At 43.0% G+C, this 15,187-nt stretch carries 30 protein-coding genes and 1 pseudogene; all 31 read left to right on the forward strand.

Annotated elements, in window-relative coordinates; all coding sequences use genetic code 11:
* Positions 1 to 92 precede the first annotated feature (92 nt).
* The 31 genes and pseudogenes from rpsJ to rplQ all read left to right on the forward strand — a co-directional run bounded on the left by rpsJ (position 93) and on the right by rplQ (position 15,056).
* Positions 93 to 401, forward strand: a complete 309-nt coding sequence (rpsJ, locus tag ACKTRM_RS00725) for a 30S ribosomal protein S10 (RefSeq protein ID WP_003156464.1) — start codon at positions 93 to 95, stop codon at positions 399 to 401.
* Positions 402 to 440: 39 nt separating this feature from the next.
* A complete protein-coding gene (rplC, locus tag ACKTRM_RS00730) occupies positions 441 to 1,070 on the forward strand; it encodes a 50S ribosomal protein L3 (protein WP_007410402.1) in 630 nt (209 codons plus the stop codon).
* Between the two features lie 27 nt (positions 1,071 to 1,097).
* A complete protein-coding gene (gene rplD, locus ACKTRM_RS00735) occupies positions 1,098 to 1,721 on the forward strand; it encodes a 50S ribosomal protein L4 (RefSeq protein ID WP_007615239.1) in 624 nt (207 codons plus the stop codon).
* Entirely contained in the window at positions 1,721 to 2,008 is a 288-nt protein-coding gene (rplW, locus tag ACKTRM_RS00740; protein WP_003156467.1) for a 50S ribosomal protein L23, read from the forward strand. Before rplD ends, rplW begins: the two co-directional genes overlap by 1 nt.
* Positions 2,009 to 2,039: 31 nt before the next feature.
* Positions 2,040 to 2,873 (forward strand): 50S ribosomal protein L2, encoded by an 834-nt coding sequence (rplB, locus tag ACKTRM_RS00745; protein WP_003156470.1) that lies wholly within the window; start codon positions 2,040 to 2,042, stop codon positions 2,871 to 2,873.
* Between the two features lie 57 nt (positions 2,874 to 2,930).
* Positions 2,931 to 3,209 carry a 30S ribosomal protein S19 gene (rpsS, locus tag ACKTRM_RS00750; protein WP_003156472.1) on the forward strand — a complete coding sequence of 93 codons (279 nt, stop codon included), beginning with the start codon at positions 2,931 to 2,933 and terminating at the stop codon, positions 3,207 to 3,209.
* Between the two features lie 16 nt (positions 3,210 to 3,225).
* Complete coding sequence (gene rplV, locus ACKTRM_RS00755; protein WP_003156475.1) at positions 3,226 to 3,567, forward strand: 50S ribosomal protein L22; 342 nt, start codon at positions 3,226 to 3,228, stop codon at positions 3,565 to 3,567.
* Between the two features lie 3 nt (positions 3,568 to 3,570).
* Positions 3,571 to 4,227 (forward strand): 30S ribosomal protein S3, encoded by a 657-nt coding sequence (rpsC, locus tag ACKTRM_RS00760; RefSeq protein WP_003156476.1) that lies wholly within the window; start codon positions 3,571 to 3,573, stop codon positions 4,225 to 4,227.
* Between the two features lies 1 nt (position 4,228).
* Positions 4,229 to 4,663, forward strand: coding sequence for a 50S ribosomal protein L16 (rplP, locus tag ACKTRM_RS00765; RefSeq protein ID WP_003156478.1), 435 nt, complete (start codon positions 4,229 to 4,231; stop codon positions 4,661 to 4,663).
* Positions 4,653 to 4,853, forward strand: coding sequence for a 50S ribosomal protein L29 (gene rpmC, locus ACKTRM_RS00770; RefSeq protein WP_003156482.1), 201 nt, complete (start codon positions 4,653 to 4,655; stop codon positions 4,851 to 4,853). Before rplP ends, rpmC begins: the two co-directional genes overlap by 11 nt.
* A 22-nt stretch (positions 4,854 to 4,875) precedes the next feature.
* On the forward strand, positions 4,876 to 5,139 hold the full coding sequence (gene rpsQ / locus ACKTRM_RS00775) for a 30S ribosomal protein S17 (protein ID WP_003156484.1): 264 nt from the start codon (positions 4,876 to 4,878) through the stop codon (positions 5,137 to 5,139).
* A gap of 40 nt (positions 5,140 to 5,179) precedes the next feature.
* Positions 5,180 to 5,548 (forward strand): 50S ribosomal protein L14, encoded by a 369-nt coding sequence (rplN, locus tag ACKTRM_RS00780; RefSeq protein WP_007410404.1) that lies wholly within the window; start codon positions 5,180 to 5,182, stop codon positions 5,546 to 5,548.
* Between the two features lie 36 nt (positions 5,549 to 5,584).
* A complete protein-coding gene (gene rplX, locus ACKTRM_RS00785) occupies positions 5,585 to 5,896 on the forward strand; it encodes a 50S ribosomal protein L24 (protein ID WP_003156486.1) in 312 nt (103 codons plus the stop codon).
* A 26-nt stretch (positions 5,897 to 5,922) separates the two neighbouring features.
* A complete protein-coding gene (gene rplE, locus ACKTRM_RS00790; RefSeq protein ID WP_003156487.1) occupies positions 5,923 to 6,462 on the forward strand; it encodes a 50S ribosomal protein L5 in 540 nt (179 codons plus the stop codon).
* A 22-nt stretch (positions 6,463 to 6,484) separates the two neighbouring features.
* On the forward strand, positions 6,485 to 6,670 hold the full coding sequence (rpsN, locus tag ACKTRM_RS00795; RefSeq protein ID WP_003156488.1) for a 30S ribosomal protein S14: 186 nt from the start codon (positions 6,485 to 6,487) through the stop codon (positions 6,668 to 6,670).
* Positions 6,671 to 6,701: 31 nt separating this feature from the next.
* Positions 6,702 to 7,100 (forward strand): 30S ribosomal protein S8, encoded by a 399-nt coding sequence (gene rpsH, locus ACKTRM_RS00800; RefSeq protein ID WP_003156489.1) that lies wholly within the window; start codon positions 6,702 to 6,704, stop codon positions 7,098 to 7,100.
* A gap of 30 nt (positions 7,101 to 7,130) precedes the next feature.
* Positions 7,131 to 7,670 carry a 50S ribosomal protein L6 gene (gene rplF, locus ACKTRM_RS00805; RefSeq protein WP_003156490.1) on the forward strand — a complete coding sequence of 180 codons (540 nt, stop codon included), beginning with the start codon at positions 7,131 to 7,133 and terminating at the stop codon, positions 7,668 to 7,670.
* Positions 7,671 to 7,704: 34 nt separating this feature from the next.
* Complete coding sequence (gene rplR, locus ACKTRM_RS00810; protein ID WP_003156492.1) at positions 7,705 to 8,067, forward strand: 50S ribosomal protein L18; 363 nt, start codon at positions 7,705 to 7,707, stop codon at positions 8,065 to 8,067.
* A 24-nt stretch (positions 8,068 to 8,091) separates the two neighbouring features.
* On the forward strand, positions 8,092 to 8,592 hold the full coding sequence (gene rpsE / locus ACKTRM_RS00815; RefSeq protein ID WP_003156493.1) for a 30S ribosomal protein S5: 501 nt from the start codon (positions 8,092 to 8,094) through the stop codon (positions 8,590 to 8,592).
* 13 nt (positions 8,593 to 8,605) lie between these two features.
* Positions 8,606 to 8,785, forward strand: a complete 180-nt coding sequence (gene rpmD / locus ACKTRM_RS00820) for a 50S ribosomal protein L30 (RefSeq protein ID WP_003156497.1) — start codon at positions 8,606 to 8,608, stop codon at positions 8,783 to 8,785.
* A 30-nt stretch (positions 8,786 to 8,815) separates the two neighbouring features.
* The gene (gene rplO, locus ACKTRM_RS00825; protein ID WP_007410405.1) at positions 8,816 to 9,256 is read left to right on the forward strand and encodes a 50S ribosomal protein L15; all 441 of its coding nucleotides are present in this window, start codon (positions 8,816 to 8,818) and stop codon (positions 9,254 to 9,256) included.
* Between the two features lies 1 nt (position 9,257).
* Positions 9,258 to 10,553 (forward strand): preprotein translocase subunit SecY, encoded by a 1,296-nt coding sequence (secY, locus tag ACKTRM_RS00830; protein WP_007615246.1) that lies wholly within the window; start codon positions 9,258 to 9,260, stop codon positions 10,551 to 10,553.
* Positions 10,554 to 10,604: 51 nt separating this feature from the next.
* Positions 10,605 to 11,258 carry an adenylate kinase gene (locus ACKTRM_RS00835; RefSeq protein WP_007410407.1) on the forward strand — a complete coding sequence of 218 codons (654 nt, stop codon included), beginning with the start codon at positions 10,605 to 10,607 and terminating at the stop codon, positions 11,256 to 11,258.
* Entirely contained in the window at positions 11,255 to 12,001 is a 747-nt protein-coding gene (map, locus tag ACKTRM_RS00840; RefSeq protein WP_440898457.1) for a type I methionyl aminopeptidase, read from the forward strand. The genes ACKTRM_RS00835 and map overlap by 4 nt, the downstream gene beginning before the upstream one ends.
* Before the next feature lie 22 nt (positions 12,002 to 12,023).
* Positions 12,024 to 12,348: pseudogene (locus tag ACKTRM_RS00845) on the forward strand (KOW domain-containing RNA-binding protein).
* On the forward strand, positions 12,326 to 12,544 hold the full coding sequence (gene infA / locus ACKTRM_RS00850; RefSeq protein ID WP_003156508.1) for a translation initiation factor IF-1: 219 nt from the start codon (positions 12,326 to 12,328) through the stop codon (positions 12,542 to 12,544). The pseudogene ACKTRM_RS00845 and the gene infA overlap by 23 nt, the downstream one beginning before the upstream one ends.
* Before the next feature lie 33 nt (positions 12,545 to 12,577).
* Complete coding sequence (gene rpmJ / locus ACKTRM_RS00855; RefSeq protein WP_003156543.1) at positions 12,578 to 12,691, forward strand: 50S ribosomal protein L36; 114 nt, start codon at positions 12,578 to 12,580, stop codon at positions 12,689 to 12,691.
* Positions 12,692 to 12,713: 22 nt separating this feature from the next.
* On the forward strand, positions 12,714 to 13,079 hold the full coding sequence (rpsM, locus tag ACKTRM_RS00860) for a 30S ribosomal protein S13 (protein ID WP_003156545.1): 366 nt from the start codon (positions 12,714 to 12,716) through the stop codon (positions 13,077 to 13,079).
* Between the two features lie 20 nt (positions 13,080 to 13,099).
* Entirely contained in the window at positions 13,100 to 13,495 is a 396-nt protein-coding gene (rpsK, locus tag ACKTRM_RS00865; protein ID WP_007410409.1) for a 30S ribosomal protein S11, read from the forward strand.
* Positions 13,496 to 13,671: 176 nt separating this feature from the next.
* Positions 13,672 to 14,616: a DNA-directed RNA polymerase subunit alpha gene (locus ACKTRM_RS00870; RefSeq protein WP_003156549.1), complete on the forward strand. Its 945-nt coding sequence runs from the start codon at positions 13,672 to 13,674 to the stop codon at positions 14,614 to 14,616.
* Positions 14,617 to 14,693: 77 nt separating this feature from the next.
* Complete coding sequence (rplQ, locus tag ACKTRM_RS00875; RefSeq protein ID WP_003156550.1) at positions 14,694 to 15,056, forward strand: 50S ribosomal protein L17; 363 nt, start codon at positions 14,694 to 14,696, stop codon at positions 15,054 to 15,056.
* Positions 15,057 to 15,187: the final 131 nt, after the last annotated feature.

Below are 15,187 nucleotides of genomic sequence, written 5' to 3' on the forward strand. Positions count from 1 at the left end.
TGACACACCCGGCCGCTTTGCCATGGCAAGGTGATCAGGTTTTTCTCACGGAGAACTGTCTAACGTGATGTAGGCGAAAAGGAGGGAAAATAATGGCAAAACAAAAAATTCGTATTCGTTTAAAAGCATATGATCATAGAATCCTTGATCAATCTGCAGAGAAGATTGTTGAAACGGCAAAACGTTCTGGTGCCAGCGTATCTGGTCCGATTCCGTTGCCAACTGAAAAATCAGTTTACACAATCCTTCGTGCGGTGCACAAATACAAAGATTCTCGTGAGCAATTTGAAATGCGTACACATAAACGTTTAATCGACATTGTGAACCCAACACCACAAACTGTTGATGCTCTCATGCGATTAGACTTACCATCTGGTGTCGATATCGAAATCAAACTTTAATTCTAAAATATAGAATGATCTTAATAGGAGGTGTGACGAATGACCAAAGGAATCTTAGGAAGAAAAATTGGTATGACGCAAGTATTCGCAGAGAACGGTGATCTTATCCCGGTAACTGTTATTGAAGCAGCTCCAAACGTTGTTCTTCAAAAGAAAACAGCTGAAAACGATGGCTATGAAGCGATCCAGCTTGGTTTTGACGATAAGCGTGAAAAGCTTTCAAACAAACCGGAAAAAGGACACGTTGCAAAAGCGGAAACTGCTCCTAAGCGCTTCGTTAAAGAATTACGCGGCGTGGATATGGATGCGTATGAAATTGGTCAGGAAGTCAAGGTTGAAATTTTCTCTGCAGGAGAAATCGTAGATGTAACAGGAGTATCTAAAGGTAAAGGTTTCCAAGGTGCAATCAAGCGCCACGGACAATCTCGCGGACCTATGTCTCACGGTTCACGCTACCACCGTCGTCCTGGTTCAATGGGACCTGTAGATCCTAACCGTGTATTCAAAGGTAAACTATTACCTGGACGCATGGGCGGAGATCAAATCACTGTCCAAAACCTTGAAATCGTAAAAGTAGATGCTGAGCGCAATCTTCTTTTGATTAAAGGTAACGTACCTGGTGCGAGAAAAACTTTAATCACTGTTAAAAGTGCTGTTAAATCTAAATAAGTCTCTTAGGAAAGGAGGAAATTGATCATGCCAAAAGTAGCATTATACAACCAAAACGGTTCTACTGCTGGTGATATCGAATTAAACGCGTCTGTATTTGGAATTGAGCCAAATGAGAGCGTAGTATTCGACGCTATTCTTATGCAAAGAGCTTCCTTACGTCAAGGATCTCACAAAGTAAAAAATCGTTCTGAAGTACGCGGCGGAGGTCGCAAACCATGGCGTCAAAAAGGTACAGGTCGTGCCCGTCAAGGTTCAATCCGTTCACCGCAATGGCGCGGAGGTGGTGTCGTATTCGGCCCAACACCACGCAGCTATTCTTACAAATTACCTAAAAAAGTTCGCCGCTTGGCAATCAAATCAGTATTGTCTTCTAAAGTGAACGACAACAACATTATTGTTCTTGAAGATCTTACTCTTGATACGGTTAAAACAAAAGAAATGGCAGCTATCCTTAAAGGATTATCTGTTGAGAAAAAAGCTTTAATCGTAACTGCGGATGCAAACGAAGCAGTATCTCTTTCTGCACGCAACATCCCTGGAGTTACAGTTGTTCAAGCTAACGGAATCAACGTGTTAGACGTTGTCAACCACGAGAAGCTTCTGATTACAAAAGCTGCGGTTGAAAAAGTAGAGGAGGTGCTTGCATAATGAAAGATCCTCGTGATGTTCTTAAGCGCCCCGTCATTACTGAACGTTCTGCTGATTTAATGACTGAAAAAAAATATACTTTTGAAGTTGATGTAAGAGCTAACAAAACAGAAGTGAAAGATGCAGTTGAAAGTATCTTTGGAGTGAAAGTTGACAAAGTCAACATCATGAACTACAAAGGGAAATCAAAACGTGTCGGCCGCTACACTGGTATGACTAGCCGTCGCAGAAAAGCGATCGTAAAACTTACTGCAGACAGCAAAGAAATCGAAATTTTTGAAGCTTAATTATCTGTAAAAAGAAGGAGGGAAATTCAAAATGGCGATTAAAAAGTATAAACCGACCTCTAACGGACGTCGTGGCATGACAACTTCAGATTTTGCTGAAATCACGACTGACCAGCCGGAAAAATCCTTGCTTGCGCCCCTTCACAAAAAAGGCGGACGTAACAACCAAGGTAAATTGACTGTACGTCACCAAGGTGGCGGACACAAACGCCAATACCGTGTTATCGACTTCAAACGCGATAAAGATGGTATACCTGGACGCGTTGCTACAGTTGAGTACGATCCAAACCGTTCAGCTAACATTGCACTAATCAACTATGTAGACGGAGAAAAACGTTACATTCTTGCACCAAAAGGAATTCAAGTAGGTACTGAAATCATGTCCGGCCCTGAAGCTGACATCAAAGTAGGTAACGCACTTCCGCTTATCAACATTCCTGTTGGTACAGTTGTGCATAACATTGAATTAAAACCTGGTAAAGGCGGACAGCTTGTACGTTCAGCTGGTACATCTGCTCAGGTTCTTGGTAAAGAAGGCAAATACGTTCTTGTACGTCTTAACTCTGGTGAAGTTCGCATGATCCTTTCTGCTTGCCGCGCTTCTATCGGTCAAGTAGGTAACGAGCAGCACGAACTTATCAACGTTGGTAAAGCAGGACGCTCTCGCTGGAAAGGCATTCGCCCTACAGTCCGCGGTTCTGTAATGAACCCTAACGATCACCCGCACGGTGGTGGTGAAGGTCGCGCGCCAATCGGACGTAAATCACCAATGTCTCCTTGGGGCAAACCGACTCTTGGATTCAAGACACGTAAGAAAAAGAACAAATCTGATAAATTTATCGTACGTCGTCGTAAAAATAAATAACGGGGTTGTCTACGGTTCATTTCGGACCGTAGTGCAATCACGAAGGGAGGTTCCAAAATGGCTCGCAGCTTGAAAAAAGGACCATTTGTCGATGGACACTTGATGACAAAAATCGAGAAATTAAACGAAACGGACAAGAAACAAGTTGTAAAAACTTGGTCTCGCCGTTCAACTATTTTCCCACAATTTATCGGTCACACTATCGCAGTATATGACGGACGTAAACACGTGCCTGTATTCATTTCTGAAGACATGGTAGGCCACAAGTTGGGCGAATTCGCACCGACTCGTACTTACAAAGGCCACGCCAGTGACGATAAAAAAACAAGACGCTAAGAGAGGAGGCTTTTAAATGCAAGCTAAAGCTGTTGCAAGAACAGTCCGTATTGCTCCTCGTAAAGCACGTCTAGTAATGGACCTGATTCGAGGTAAGCAAGTAGGCGAAGCAGTATCTATCCTGAACTTAACTCCGAGAGCTGCTTCTCCGATCATCGAAAAAGTTTTAAAATCTGCTATCGCAAATGCTGAGCACAACTACGAGATGGACGCTAACAATCTGGTTATTTCTCAGGCATTTGTTGACGAAGGCCCAACGTTAAAAAGATTCCGCCCGCGTGCTATGGGACGTGCGAGCCAAATCAACAAACGTACGAGCCACATTACAATCGTTGTATCAGAAAAGAAGGAGGGATAAGTAGTGGGTCAAAAGGTAAATCCAGTCGGTCTTCGTATCGGAGTCATTCGTGATTGGGAATCTAAGTGGTACGCTGGTAAAGATTACGCTGACTTCCTGCACGAAGATTTAAAAATTCGTGAATTCATTAGCAAACGCCTTTCTGACGCTTCTGTTTCTAAAGTAGAAATCGAGCGCGCAGCAAACCGCGTTAACATTACGATCCACACTGCTAAGCCTGGTATGGTAATCGGTAAAGGCGGATCTGAAGTTGAAGCACTTCGTAAAGCCCTTAACAGCCTTACTGGCAAGCGTGTACACATTAACATTCTTGAAATCAAAAGAGCAGATCTTGATGCTCAGCTTGTAGCTGACAACATCGCTCGTCAACTAGAAAACCGTATTTCTTTCCGCCGTGCGCAGAAACAACAAATCCAACGCACTATGCGTGCTGGAGCACAAGGTGTGAAAACAATGGTTTCCGGCCGTCTTGGCGGAGCTGACATTGCTCGTTCTGAATACTACAGTGAAGGAACTGTTCCATTGCACACTTTACGTGCTGACATCGACTATGCAACATCTGAAGCTGACACAACTTACGGTAAGCTTGGTGTAAAAGTCTGGATCTATCGTGGAGAGGTTCTTCCTACTAAGAAGAAAACTGAGGAAGGAGGAAAATAATATGTTATTACCAAAACGCGTTAAATATCGCAGAGAGCATCGCGGAAAAATGCGCGGTCGCGCTAAAGGCGGTACTGAAGTACATTTTGGTGAGTACGGTATCCAGGCTCTTGAAGCTTCTTGGATCACGAACCGCCAAATCGAAGCTGCACGTATTGCGATGACTCGTTACATGAAACGTGGCGGTAAAGTTTGGATTAAAATTTTCCCTTCAAAACCTTACACTGCTAAACCGCTTGAGGTACGGATGGGTTCCGGTAAAGGGGCTCCTGAAGGCTGGGTAGCTGTTGTAAAACCGGGCAAAGTTTTATTTGAAATTTCTGGTGTGTCTGAAGAGGTAGCTCGTGAAGCTCTTCGTCTTGCATCTCACAAATTGCCAATTAAAACGAAGTTCGTAAAACGTGAAGAAATTGGTGGTGAATCAAATGAAAGCTAATGAAATTCGTGACCTTACCACTGCTGAAATTGAACAAAAAGTAAAGTCTCTTAAAGAAGAACTTTTCAATCTTCGCTTTCAATTAGCGACAGGACAACTTGAAAATACTGCTCGCATTCGTGAAGTGCGCAAAGCTATCGCGCGCATGAAAACTGTGATTCGTGAAAGAGAAATTGCTGCCAACAAATAATCACTGAGGGGAGGTCGTGAGCATGAGCGAACGTAACCAACGCAAAGTTTACCAAGGCCGTGTTGTTTCTGACAAAATGGATAAAACCATCACTGTTGTTGTTGAAACATACAAAAAGGATCCTATTTACGGTAAACGCGTAAAATACTCAAAGAAATTCAAAGCACATGATGAAAATAACCAAGCTAAAATCGGAGACATCGTAAAGATCATGGAAACTCGTCCATTATCTGCAACTAAGCGTTTTCGTCTAGTAGAAGTTGTCGAAGAAGCTGTTATTATCTAATAAAGTTCGGAATTCTTTTTCCGAAGGGAGGTAACAAATAATGATTCAACAAGAGACTCGTTTAAAAGTTGCTGACAACTCCGGTGCGCGTGAGGTACTTACTATTAAAGTTCTTGGCGGTTCTGGACGTAAAACGGCTAACATTGGTGATGTAATTGTTTGCACGGTTAAACAAGCAACACCAGGAGGCGTTGTCAAAAAAGGTGAAGTCGTAAGAGCTGTTATCGTTCGCACAAAAAGCGGAGCACGCAGAACTGACGGATCATACATCAGCTTCGATGAGAATGCATGTGTTATCATCCGTGACGACAAGAGCCCGCGTGGAACTCGTATCTTCGGACCGGTTGCCCGTGAATTACGTGAAAACAACTTCATGAAAATTGTTTCTCTGGCTCCAGAAGTTATCTAATGAAATAAATGCCTTACTCAAGGAGGTGCGATCAGGATGCATGTGAAAAAAGGCGATAAAGTAATGGTTATCTCTGGTAAAGATAAAGGCAAACAAGGTACGATCCTTGCTGCTTTCCCTAAAAAGGACCGCGTTCTAGTTGAGGGCGTAAACATGGTGAAGAAGCACTCTAAACCAACTCAAGCAAACCCTCAAGGCGGTATTTCTAATCAAGAGGCGCCAATTCATGTATCAAACGTTATGCCGCTCGATCCTAAAACAGGTGAAGTGACTCGCGTAGGATACAAAGTGGAAGATGGCAAAAAAGTTCGTGTTGCAAAAAAATCTGGGCAAGTCTTAGATAAATAGTATTTAAAGGAAGGGAGGTCTATCTCATGAACCGCCTTAAAGAAAAGTACAATAAAGAAATTTCACCTGCTTTAATGACGAAGTTCAACTACGACTCTGTTATGCAGGTGCCAAAAATCGAAAAAATCGTAATCAACATGGGTGTCGGTGATGCTGTTCAAAACGCAAAAGCAATCGACAGTGCTGTTGAAGAATTAACGTTTATCGCAGGTCAAAAACCTGTCGTTACTCGTGCGAAGAAATCAATTGCTGGATTCCGTCTTCGTGAGGGAATGCCTATCGGTGCGAAAGTAACTCTTCGCGGAGAGCGCATGTATGATTTCCTTGATAAACTTATTTCTGTATCTTTACCGCGTGTACGTGACTTCCGCGGGATTTCTAAGAAATCTTTCGACGGTCGCGGAAACTACACTCTTGGTATTAAAGAACAGTTAATCTTCCCTGAAATTGACTACGATAAAGTAACAAAGGTTCGCGGAATGGACATCGTTATCGTAACGACTGCTAACTCTGACGAAGAGGCTCGTGAGCTATTAACTCAAGTAGGTATGCCGTTCCAGAAATAATCAATGAAAGGGAGGCGAAATCGTGGCTAAAAAGTCAATGATTGCGAAACAACAACGTACACCAAAGTTTAAAGTGCAAGAGTACACTCGCTGTGAACGCTGCGGACGTCCGCACTCAGTCATTCGTAAATTTAAACTTTGCCGTATTTGTTTCCGTGAGCTTGCATATAAAGGACAAATTCCTGGCGTGAAAAAAGCCAGCTGGTAATCCCCAAGAATGGGAAGGAGGTAATTATATAATGGTTATGACAGATCCAATTGCAGATATGCTGACTCGTATTCGCAATGCAAACATGGTACGTCATGAGAAGCTTGAAATTCCTGCTTCTAAATTGAAAAGAGAAATTGCTGACATTTTAAAGCGTGAAGGTTTCATTCGTGACGTTGAGTTCGTAGAAGACAGCAAACAAGGTATCATCCGCGTTTTCTTGAAATACGGACAAAACAACGAGCGCGTTATCACTGGTCTTAAAAGAATCAGCAAACCAGGTTTGCGTGTATACGCTAAATCAAATGAAGTACCTCGCGTACTTAACGGTCTTGGAATCGCGATTATTTCTACATCACAAGGTGTTTTAACGGACAAAGAAGCCCGTGCAAAACAAGCTGGTGGAGAAGTTCTAGCATACGTTTGGTAAGAAGTTTAACAAGAATGGAGGTGTTTTAGTATGTCTCGTGTAGGTAAAAAACTGCTTGAGATCCCTTCTGGAGTTACAGTAACGCTGAACGAAGGCAACACTGTAGCTGTAAAAGGACCAAAAGGAGAATTAACTCGTACTTTCCATCCTGATATGGAAATCAAAATTGAGGACAACGTGCTTACAGTTACTCGTCCTTCTGATCACAAAGAGCACCGTGCGCTGCATGGTACGACTCGCAGTCTGCTTGGAAACATGGTTGAAGGCGTATCTAAAGGATTTGAAAGAGGTTTGGAATTAGTCGGTGTCGGTTATCGTGCGGCTAAATCCGGAAACAAACTTGTTTTAAACGTTGGATACTCTCACCCTGTTGAGATCGTTCCTGAAGAGGGCATCGAAATCGAAGTTCCTTCTCAAACTAAAGTAGTTGTAAAAGGTACAGACAAAGAGCGTGTAGGAGCTATCGCTGCTAACATCCGCGCTGTACGTTCTCCAGAGCCTTACAAAGGTAAAGGAATCCGCTACGAAGGTGAAGTTGTTCGCCGTAAAGAAGGTAAATCTGCTAAGTAAGACCGCTTAAAGTGAAGAAAGGAGTGACCTAAGGATGATTACGAAAACTAGCAAAAATGCTGCTCGTCAAAAAAGACATGCCCGTGTTCGTGCTAAACTTTCAGGCACAGCTGAAAGACCTCGTCTGAATGTGTTCCGTTCAAACAAACACATTTATGCTCAAATCATCGATGATGTAAATGGCGTTACACTTGCTAGTGCCTCTACTCTCGATAAAGATTTGAACGTGGAAAGCACTGGTGACAGCGCTGCTGCTGCTAAAGTCGGTGAACTCGTTGCGAAACGCGCTTCTGAGAAAGGTGTTTCTGACGTAGTATTTGACCGCGGCGGATACTTATACCATGGACGTGTAAAAGCTCTGGCCGATGCAGCTCGTGAAGCCGGACTGAAATTTTAATAAAAAAAGGAGGGACACATGATTATGCGTCGTATTGACCCAAGCAAATTAGAGTTAGAAGAACGCTTAGTTACGGTTAACCGCGTAGCGAAAGTTGTTAAAGGTGGTCGTCGTTTCCGTTTCGCAGCTCTAGTCGTTGTCGGTGACAAAAACGGTCACGTAGGTTTCGGTACTGGTAAAGCACAAGAAGTACCTGAAGCAATCCGCAAAGCTGTTGAAGATGCGAAAAAGAATTTGATTGAAGTACCAATGGTTGGAACTACGATTCCACACGAAATCATCGGACGTTTCGGTGCAGGCAATATCTTGTTGAAACCTGCTTCTGAAGGTACTGGAGTTATCGCTGGAGGCCCTGTACGTGCGGTACTTGAGCTTGCTGGCGTTGCTGATATCCTTTCTAAGTCTTTAGGTTCTAACACACCGATCAACATGATCCGTGCAACACTTCAAGGTTTAAGTGAGCTTAAACGTGCTGAAGAGGTTGCGAAGCTTCGTGGAAAATCTGTAGAAGAACTGTTAGGATAAGGAGGGAACATTAATGGCTAAATTAGAAATTACCCTCAAACGCAGTGTAATCGGTCGCCCGGAAGATCAGCGCGTTACTGTAAGAACACTTGGTTTAAAGAAAACAAACCAAACTGTCGTTCATGAAGATAACGCTGCGATCCGCGGTATGATTAATAAAGTATCTCATCTAGTTTCTGTTAAAGAACAATAAAAATAAATTATAGGCTAAGGAGGTGTCCTAATGAAACTTCATGAATTAAAGCCTTCAGAAGGTTCACGTAAAGTACGCAATCGCGTAGGTCGTGGTATTGGTTCTGGTAACGGTAAAACAGCTGGTAAAGGTCACAAAGGTCAAAACGCTCGTTCTGGCGGCGGTGTACGCCCTGGATTCGAGGGGGGACAAATGCCTTTATTCCAACGTCTTCCTAAACGCGGTTTTACAAACATCAACCGTAAGGATTACGCTATTGTGAACGTAGACAAATTGAACGGTTTTGCGGAAGGAACGGAAGTCACTCCTGAACTTCTTCTTGAGACTGGTGTTATTAGCAAACTTAATGCAGGAGTAAAGATTCTTGGCAACGGTAAATTAGAGAAAAAATTAACTGTAAAAGCCAATAAATTCTCTGCTTCTGCGAAAGAAGCTGTTGAAGCTGCTGGCGGTACAGCTGAGGTGATCTAACTTGTTTAAGACAATCTCCAACTTTATGCGTGTGAGTGATATTCGGAATAAAATCATTTTTACATTACTCATGCTTATCGTCTTTCGCATAGGTGCGTTTATCCCTGTGCCATATGTAAATGCTCAGGCGTTGCAGACACAAAGTTCGATGGGGGTTTTTGATCTCCTTAATACATTTGGCGGCGGTGCGCTTTATCAGTTCTCCATTTTTGCGATGGGAATTACGCCTTACATCACTGCTTCAATCATCATTCAGCTGCTTCAGATGGATGTTGTGCCGAAGTTTACCGAGTGGTCTAAGCAAGGTGAAGTCGGCCGCCGTAAATTAGCTCAGTTCACGAGATATTTTACGATTGTGCTTGGTTTTATCCAGGCATTAGGTATGTCTTACGGGTTTAACAACCTGGCAAACGGTATGCTGATTGAAAAATCCGGCATATCGACATATCTGATTATTGCTTTAGTACTCACTGGAGGAACTGCTTTTTTAATGTGGCTGGGAGAACAAATTACTTCCAATGGAGTAGGTAACGGAATTTCGATCATCATCTTCGCGGGGATTGTGGCTAGTATTCCGAAAACTGTTGGGCAGATTTATGAGACTCAATTTGTCGGCAGCAGCGATCAGCTGTTTATTCATATTGTAAAAATCGCTTTACTGGTGATTGCAATTTTGGCCGTTATTGTTGGTGTTATTTTCATTCAGCAGGCCGTACGCAAAATCGCAATTCAATATGCAAAAGGGCAAGGTCGTTCACCTGTTGGCGGAGGCCAGTCAACTCACCTTCCGCTTAAAGTGAATCCGGCAGGGGTTATTCCGGTAATCTTTGCGGTTGCGTTTCTTATTACGCCGCGTACTATCGCGTCATTTTTCGGAGAAAACAATGTGACAAAGTGGATTCAAGCCAACTTTGACAATACACATCCGGTGGGCATGGCGGTTTATGTCGCATTAATTATCGCCTTTACGTACTTCTATGCTTTTGTGCAGGTAAACCCTGAACAAATGGCTGATAACCTAAAAAAACAGGGTGGCTATATCCCGGGGGTTCGTCCAGGGAAAATGACTCAAGATAGAATTACGAGCATTTTGTATCGACTTACGTTTGTGGGTTCTATATTCTTAGCCGTGATTTCCATTCTTCCTATCTTTTTCATTCAATTCGCTGGATTGCCTCAAAGTGCACAGATTGGCGGAACATCATTGTTAATTGTCGTCGGGGTAGCCTTGGAGACAATGAAGCAGCTGGAGAGCCAGTTAGTGAAACGTAATTACCGAGGATTTATGAAAAATTAGAGGACTGGTTTTAACCATTCCTCTAAATAAGAGAGGACGGGGGAAATCCGAATGAACTTAGTCTTAATGGGACTTCCTGGAGCCGGTAAAGGCACACAGGGAGAACGAATTGTTGAGGATTATGGGATACCTCATATCTCAACGGGAGATATGTTCCGTGCTGCTATGAAAGAAGAAACACCACTCGGACTCGAAGCAAAGTCTTATATTGATAAAGGCGAGCTCGTACCGGACGAAGTCACAATCGGCATTGTCAAAGAAAGACTCGGCAAAGATGATTGTGAAAGAGGTTTTCTTCTGGACGGATTTCCGCGAACAGTCGCTCAGGCTGAAGCTCTTGAAAACATTCTTGAGGAATACGGCAAGCCGATTGATTATGTCATTAACATTAAAGTAGACAAAGACTCTTTAATGGAACGTTTGACTGGACGCAGAATTTGCAGTGTTTGCGGCACAACCTATCATTTGGTTTTCAATCCGCCGAAAACGCCGGGTGTTTGTGATAAAGACGGAGGAGACCTTTATCAACGGGCAGATGATAATGAGGAAACCGTCTCAAAACGGCTTGAGGTCAACATGAAGCAGACTCAGCCTTTACTCGATTTTTATTCTGAGAAAGGGTATCTTGTCAACGTCAATGGCCAGCAGGACATTAACGACGTGTACAAAGATGTGAAAGAGCTTCTTGGAGGATTGAGCAAATGATTATCTGTAAGACCCCTCGTGAGCTTGGCATCATGCGGGAAGCAGGGCGAATCGTGGCTTTGACTCATGAAGAGATGAAAAAGCACATTAAACCAGGAATCTCGACAAAAGAATTGGATCAAATTGCCGAACGTTTTATTGAGAAGCATGGTGCAATCCCATCTTTTAAGGGGTATAATGGGTTTCGCGGGAGCATCTGTGTATCAGTTAATGAAGAACTCGTTCACGGAATTCCCGGTAAAAGGGTTTTGCGTGACGGTGACATTATCAGCATTGATATCGGTGCTAAATTAAATGGTTATCATGGTGACTCTGCTTGGACATATCCGGTAGGAAACATCAGTGATGATGATAAACGACTGCTGGAAGTAACAGAGGAGTCTTTATATAAAGGCTTGAAGGAAGCAAAACCAGGTGAACGTTTGTCGAATATTTCCCACGCAATACAAACGTATGTCGAAAATGAGCAGTTTTCAGTTGTTAGGGAGTATGTCGGACATGGTGTTGGTCAAGACTTGCATGAGGATCCGCAAATTCCTCATTACGGTCCGCCAAACAAAGGACCTAGGCTGAAGCCTGGTTTGGTTCTCGCTATAGAACCGATGGTTAACGCTGGCAGCCGATATGTGAAAACATTGGCTGATAACTGGACGGTTGTAACGGTAGATGGGAAAAAGTGTGCTCATTTTGAACATACGATTGCGATTACGGAAACGGGTTTTGATATACTGACAAAAGTCTAGATGATGAAATGAATTCCATGACATATGTTTTTCATTCCGCACCTGGGCAGATTGTAGGTTTACAATTGGTCGGAAGAAAAACCGGCTAGCTGCTGTCACCGGAATGAAGATTCATCATCGTGTACTAAAGCAGACGGAGAAAAGCGTACATTTCATTCTCCTTAGAAAAAGAATATCAATCATTCACCCTTTATGATTGCGTATCTCCGGAAGTTCAGAACAGTATAAACGAAACAGGGCGTGTGACAAACGGATAACTGAGATTTTCTCTTTTGAAATTTGTCAGAGAGCAAGTTACTGATTTGAAGAAGGGAGAACACTTGAATGGCGAAAGACGATGTAATTGAAGTGGAAGGTACGATTGTCGAAACACTGCCAAACGCGATGTTCAAAGTTGAACTCGAAAATGGCCATACGGTTTTGGCTCACGTATCTGGTAAAATCCGCATGCACTTCATTCGCATTTTACCTGGAGACAAAGTTACGGTAGAATTATCTCCATATGACTTAACTCGTGGCAGGATTACGTACCGTTACAAATAAAGCACTCCGGAAACTGAAGGAGGTTGGAAACACATGAAAGTGAGACCATCAGTTAAACCAATCTGCGAGAAATGTAAAGTTATTCGCAGAAAAGGAAAAGTAATGGTGATCTGTGAAAATCCAAAGCATAAACAAAAACAAGGATAATTAATAAGGAGGTGCCCAGAGAATGGCTCGTATTGCTGGTGTAGATATCCCACGTGACAAACGTGTTGTTATTTCTTTAACATATGTCTTCGGAATTGGCCGCACAACGGCTCAGCAAGTCTTGAAAGAGGCTGGTGTTTCTGAAGATACTCGTGTGCGTGATCTTACTGAAGAAGAACTTGGTAAAATCCGTGATGTTATTGACAAACTGAAAGTAGAAGGTGACCTTCGCCGTGAAGTTTCTCTTAACATCAAGCGTCTGATCGAAATCGGAAGCTACCGCGGAATCCGCCATCGCAGAGGTTTGCCTGTTCGCGGACAAAACTCTAAAAACAATGCGCGTACTCGTAAAGGTCCGCGTCGTACTGTAGCTAACAAGAAAAAATAAGTAAGGGAGGTACCTAAACAATGGCTGCTGCTCGTAAACAAAACACGCGTAAACGTCGCGTGAAAAAGAATATTGAGTCAGGAATCGCTCATATTCGTTCAACTTTCAACAACACGATCGTTACGATCACTGATACTCATGGTAATGCTCTTTCTTGGTCAAGTGCCGGAGCTCTAGGATTCAGAGGTTCTCGTAAATCTACTCCTTTTGCTGCGCAAATGGCTGCTGAAACAGCTGCTAAAGGTTCAATCGAACACGGACTTAAAACTCTTGAAGTAACTGTTAAAGGACCAGGTTCTGGCCGTGAAGCTGCAATCCGTGCTTTACAAGCTGCCGGGCTTGAAGTTACAGCTATCAGAGACGTAACTCCTGTTCCTCATAATGGATGCCGTCCACCAAAACGTCGCCGCGTGTAATTTGTTTGTATAGATTTTGTGTCCCTGTCAATAATGGGTTATGATACAGTTATTTATGAAACGAATGCACCGACTCGTTGCCTGAGCACATACGGGACTAAACAATGGGGAATTTCGGATGGAATCTCATATGATTCTATTCGAGGTTTCGACGTTTTGAAGGAGGGTTTTAAGTAATGATCGAGATTGAAAAACCAAAAATCGAAACGGTTGAAATCAGCGACGATGCCAAATTTGGTAAGTTTGTCGTAGAGCCGCTTGAGCGTGGATATGGTACAACTCTGGGTAACTCCTTACGTCGTATCCTCTTATCCTCACTCCCTGGTGCCGCTGTAACATCGATCCAGATAGATGGTGTACTGCACGAATTCTCGACAATCGAAGGCGTTGTGGAAGATGTTACAACGATAATCTTGCACATTAAAAAGCTTGCATTGAAAATCTACTCTGATGAAGAGAAGACGCTTGAAATTGATGTACAGGGCGAAGGAACTGTCACAGCAGCTGATATTACACACGACAGCGATGTTGAAATCCTTAATCCGGATCTTCATATTGCGACTCTTGGTGAGAATGCGAGTTTCCGAGTTCGCCTTACTGCACAAAGAGGACGTGGGTATACACCTGCTGATTCGAACAAAAGAGACGATCAGCCAATCGGCGTGATTCCGATCGATTCAATCTTTACGCCAGTTTCTCGTTTATCTTATCAGGTAGAAAACACTCGTGTAGGCCAGGTTGCAAACTATGACAAACTTACACTTGATGTTTGGACTGACGGAAGCACTGGACCGAAGGAAGCAATTGCTCTCGGTTCAAAGATTTTAACTGAACACCTTAATATATTCGTCGGTTTAACTGACGAAGCTCAGCATGCTGAAATCATGGTTGAAAAAGAAGAGGATCAAAAAGAAAAAGTTCTTGAAATGACGATTGAGGAACTTGACCTTTCTGTCCGTTCTTACAACTGCTTGAAGCGTGCGGGCATTAACACGGTTCAAGAACTTGCGAACAAGACGGAAGAAGATATGATGAAAGTTCGCAACCTGGGACGCAAATCACTTGAAGAAGTGAAAGCGAAACTAGAAGAACTTGGACTCGGCCTTCGCAAAGACGATTGATCTAGTTTCCATGTGAACTAGGATTTTCGTGTGTTTTTTATTTAGAAACAGCATTCCATTAAAGGAGGGGACATCACATGTCATACAGAAAACTAGGACGTACGAGTTCACAGCGTAAAGCTATGCTTCGTGATCTTACAACAGATTTGATCATCAACGAAAGAATTGAAACAACTGAAACACGTGCGAAAGAACTTCGCTCTGTTGTTGAAAAGATGATCACTCTTGGTAAGCGCGGTGACTTGCATGCTCGTCGTCAAGCAGCTGCATACATTCGCAACGAGGTTGCTAATGAAGAAAATAACCAAGATGCACTTCAAAAATTATTCTCTGACATTGCAACTCGTTACGAGGAGCGCCAAGGCGGATACACACGTATTATGAAGCTTGGTCCTCGCCGTGGTGACGGTGCACCAATGGCAATCATCGAATTGGTTTAATCACATATTTTTGTGTATCTAAAGAAGGGCGGGACAGTTTCTAACTGGATCTATGCCCTTTTTTTAGATATCAGAACTTTTTATCATGAGACAGAAAAGCAGAGCTATAGCTGAGAGGAGGTCAGGCGCCC

Source organism: Bacillus sp. D7-8, from assembly GCF_052055895.1.
Classification (GTDB): domain Bacteria; phylum Bacillota; class Bacilli; order Bacillales; family Bacillaceae; genus Bacillus; species Bacillus velezensis.

Excerpts from the sequence above, each read along its gene's own strand:
- rpmJ (WP_003156543.1), top strand. The coding sequence starts at position 12,578 with ATGAAAGTGAGACCATCAGTTAAACCAATCTGCGAGAAATGTAAAGTT.
- rplP (WP_003156478.1), top strand. The coding sequence starts at position 4,229 with ATGTTATTACCAAAACGCGTTAAATATCGCAGAGAGCATCGCGGAAAA.
- rplR (WP_003156492.1), top strand. The coding sequence starts at position 7,705 with ATGATTACGAAAACTAGCAAAAATGCTGCTCGTCAAAAAAGACATGCC.
- rpsE (WP_003156493.1), top strand. The coding sequence starts at position 8,092 with ATGCGTCGTATTGACCCAAGCAAATTAGAGTTAGAAGAACGCTTAGTT.
- rplF (WP_003156490.1), top strand. The coding sequence starts at position 7,131 with ATGTCTCGTGTAGGTAAAAAACTGCTTGAGATCCCTTCTGGAGTTACA.
- rplV (WP_003156475.1), top strand. The coding sequence starts at position 3,226 with ATGCAAGCTAAAGCTGTTGCAAGAACAGTCCGTATTGCTCCTCGTAAA.
- rplC (WP_007410402.1), top strand. The coding sequence starts at position 441 with ATGACCAAAGGAATCTTAGGAAGAAAAATTGGTATGACGCAAGTATTC.
- rplN (WP_007410404.1), top strand. The coding sequence starts at position 5,180 with ATGATTCAACAAGAGACTCGTTTAAAAGTTGCTGACAACTCCGGTGCG.
- ACKTRM_RS00835 (WP_007410407.1), top strand. The coding sequence starts at position 10,605 with ATGAACTTAGTCTTAATGGGACTTCCTGGAGCCGGTAAAGGCACACAG.
- rpsJ (WP_003156464.1), top strand. The coding sequence starts at position 93 with ATGGCAAAACAAAAAATTCGTATTCGTTTAAAAGCATATGATCATAGA.
- rplB (WP_003156470.1), top strand. The coding sequence starts at position 2,040 with ATGGCGATTAAAAAGTATAAACCGACCTCTAACGGACGTCGTGGCATG.
- rplD (WP_007615239.1), top strand. The coding sequence starts at position 1,098 with ATGCCAAAAGTAGCATTATACAACCAAAACGGTTCTACTGCTGGTGAT.
- ACKTRM_RS00870 (WP_003156549.1), top strand. The coding sequence starts at position 13,672 with ATGATCGAGATTGAAAAACCAAAAATCGAAACGGTTGAAATCAGCGAC.
- rpsH (WP_003156489.1), top strand. The coding sequence starts at position 6,702 with ATGGTTATGACAGATCCAATTGCAGATATGCTGACTCGTATTCGCAAT.
- rplO (WP_007410405.1), top strand. The coding sequence starts at position 8,816 with ATGAAACTTCATGAATTAAAGCCTTCAGAAGGTTCACGTAAAGTACGC.
- infA (WP_003156508.1), top strand. The coding sequence starts at position 12,326 with ATGGCGAAAGACGATGTAATTGAAGTGGAAGGTACGATTGTCGAAACA.
- rplX (WP_003156486.1), top strand. The coding sequence starts at position 5,585 with ATGCATGTGAAAAAAGGCGATAAAGTAATGGTTATCTCTGGTAAAGAT.
- rpmC (WP_003156482.1), top strand. The coding sequence starts at position 4,653 with ATGAAAGCTAATGAAATTCGTGACCTTACCACTGCTGAAATTGAACAA.
- rplQ (WP_003156550.1), top strand. The coding sequence starts at position 14,694 with ATGTCATACAGAAAACTAGGACGTACGAGTTCACAGCGTAAAGCTATG.
- rplW (WP_003156467.1), top strand. The coding sequence starts at position 1,721 with ATGAAAGATCCTCGTGATGTTCTTAAGCGCCCCGTCATTACTGAACGT.
- rpsQ (WP_003156484.1), top strand. The coding sequence starts at position 4,876 with ATGAGCGAACGTAACCAACGCAAAGTTTACCAAGGCCGTGTTGTTTCT.
- map (WP_440898457.1), top strand. The coding sequence starts at position 11,255 with ATGATTATCTGTAAGACCCCTCGTGAGCTTGGCATCATGCGGGAAGCA.
- rpsS (WP_003156472.1), top strand. The coding sequence starts at position 2,931 with ATGGCTCGCAGCTTGAAAAAAGGACCATTTGTCGATGGACACTTGATG.
- rpsM (WP_003156545.1), top strand. The coding sequence starts at position 12,714 with ATGGCTCGTATTGCTGGTGTAGATATCCCACGTGACAAACGTGTTGTT.
- rpmD (WP_003156497.1), top strand. The coding sequence starts at position 8,606 with ATGGCTAAATTAGAAATTACCCTCAAACGCAGTGTAATCGGTCGCCCG.
- rplE (WP_003156487.1), top strand. The coding sequence starts at position 5,923 with ATGAACCGCCTTAAAGAAAAGTACAATAAAGAAATTTCACCTGCTTTA.
- rpsK (WP_007410409.1), top strand. The coding sequence starts at position 13,100 with ATGGCTGCTGCTCGTAAACAAAACACGCGTAAACGTCGCGTGAAAAAG.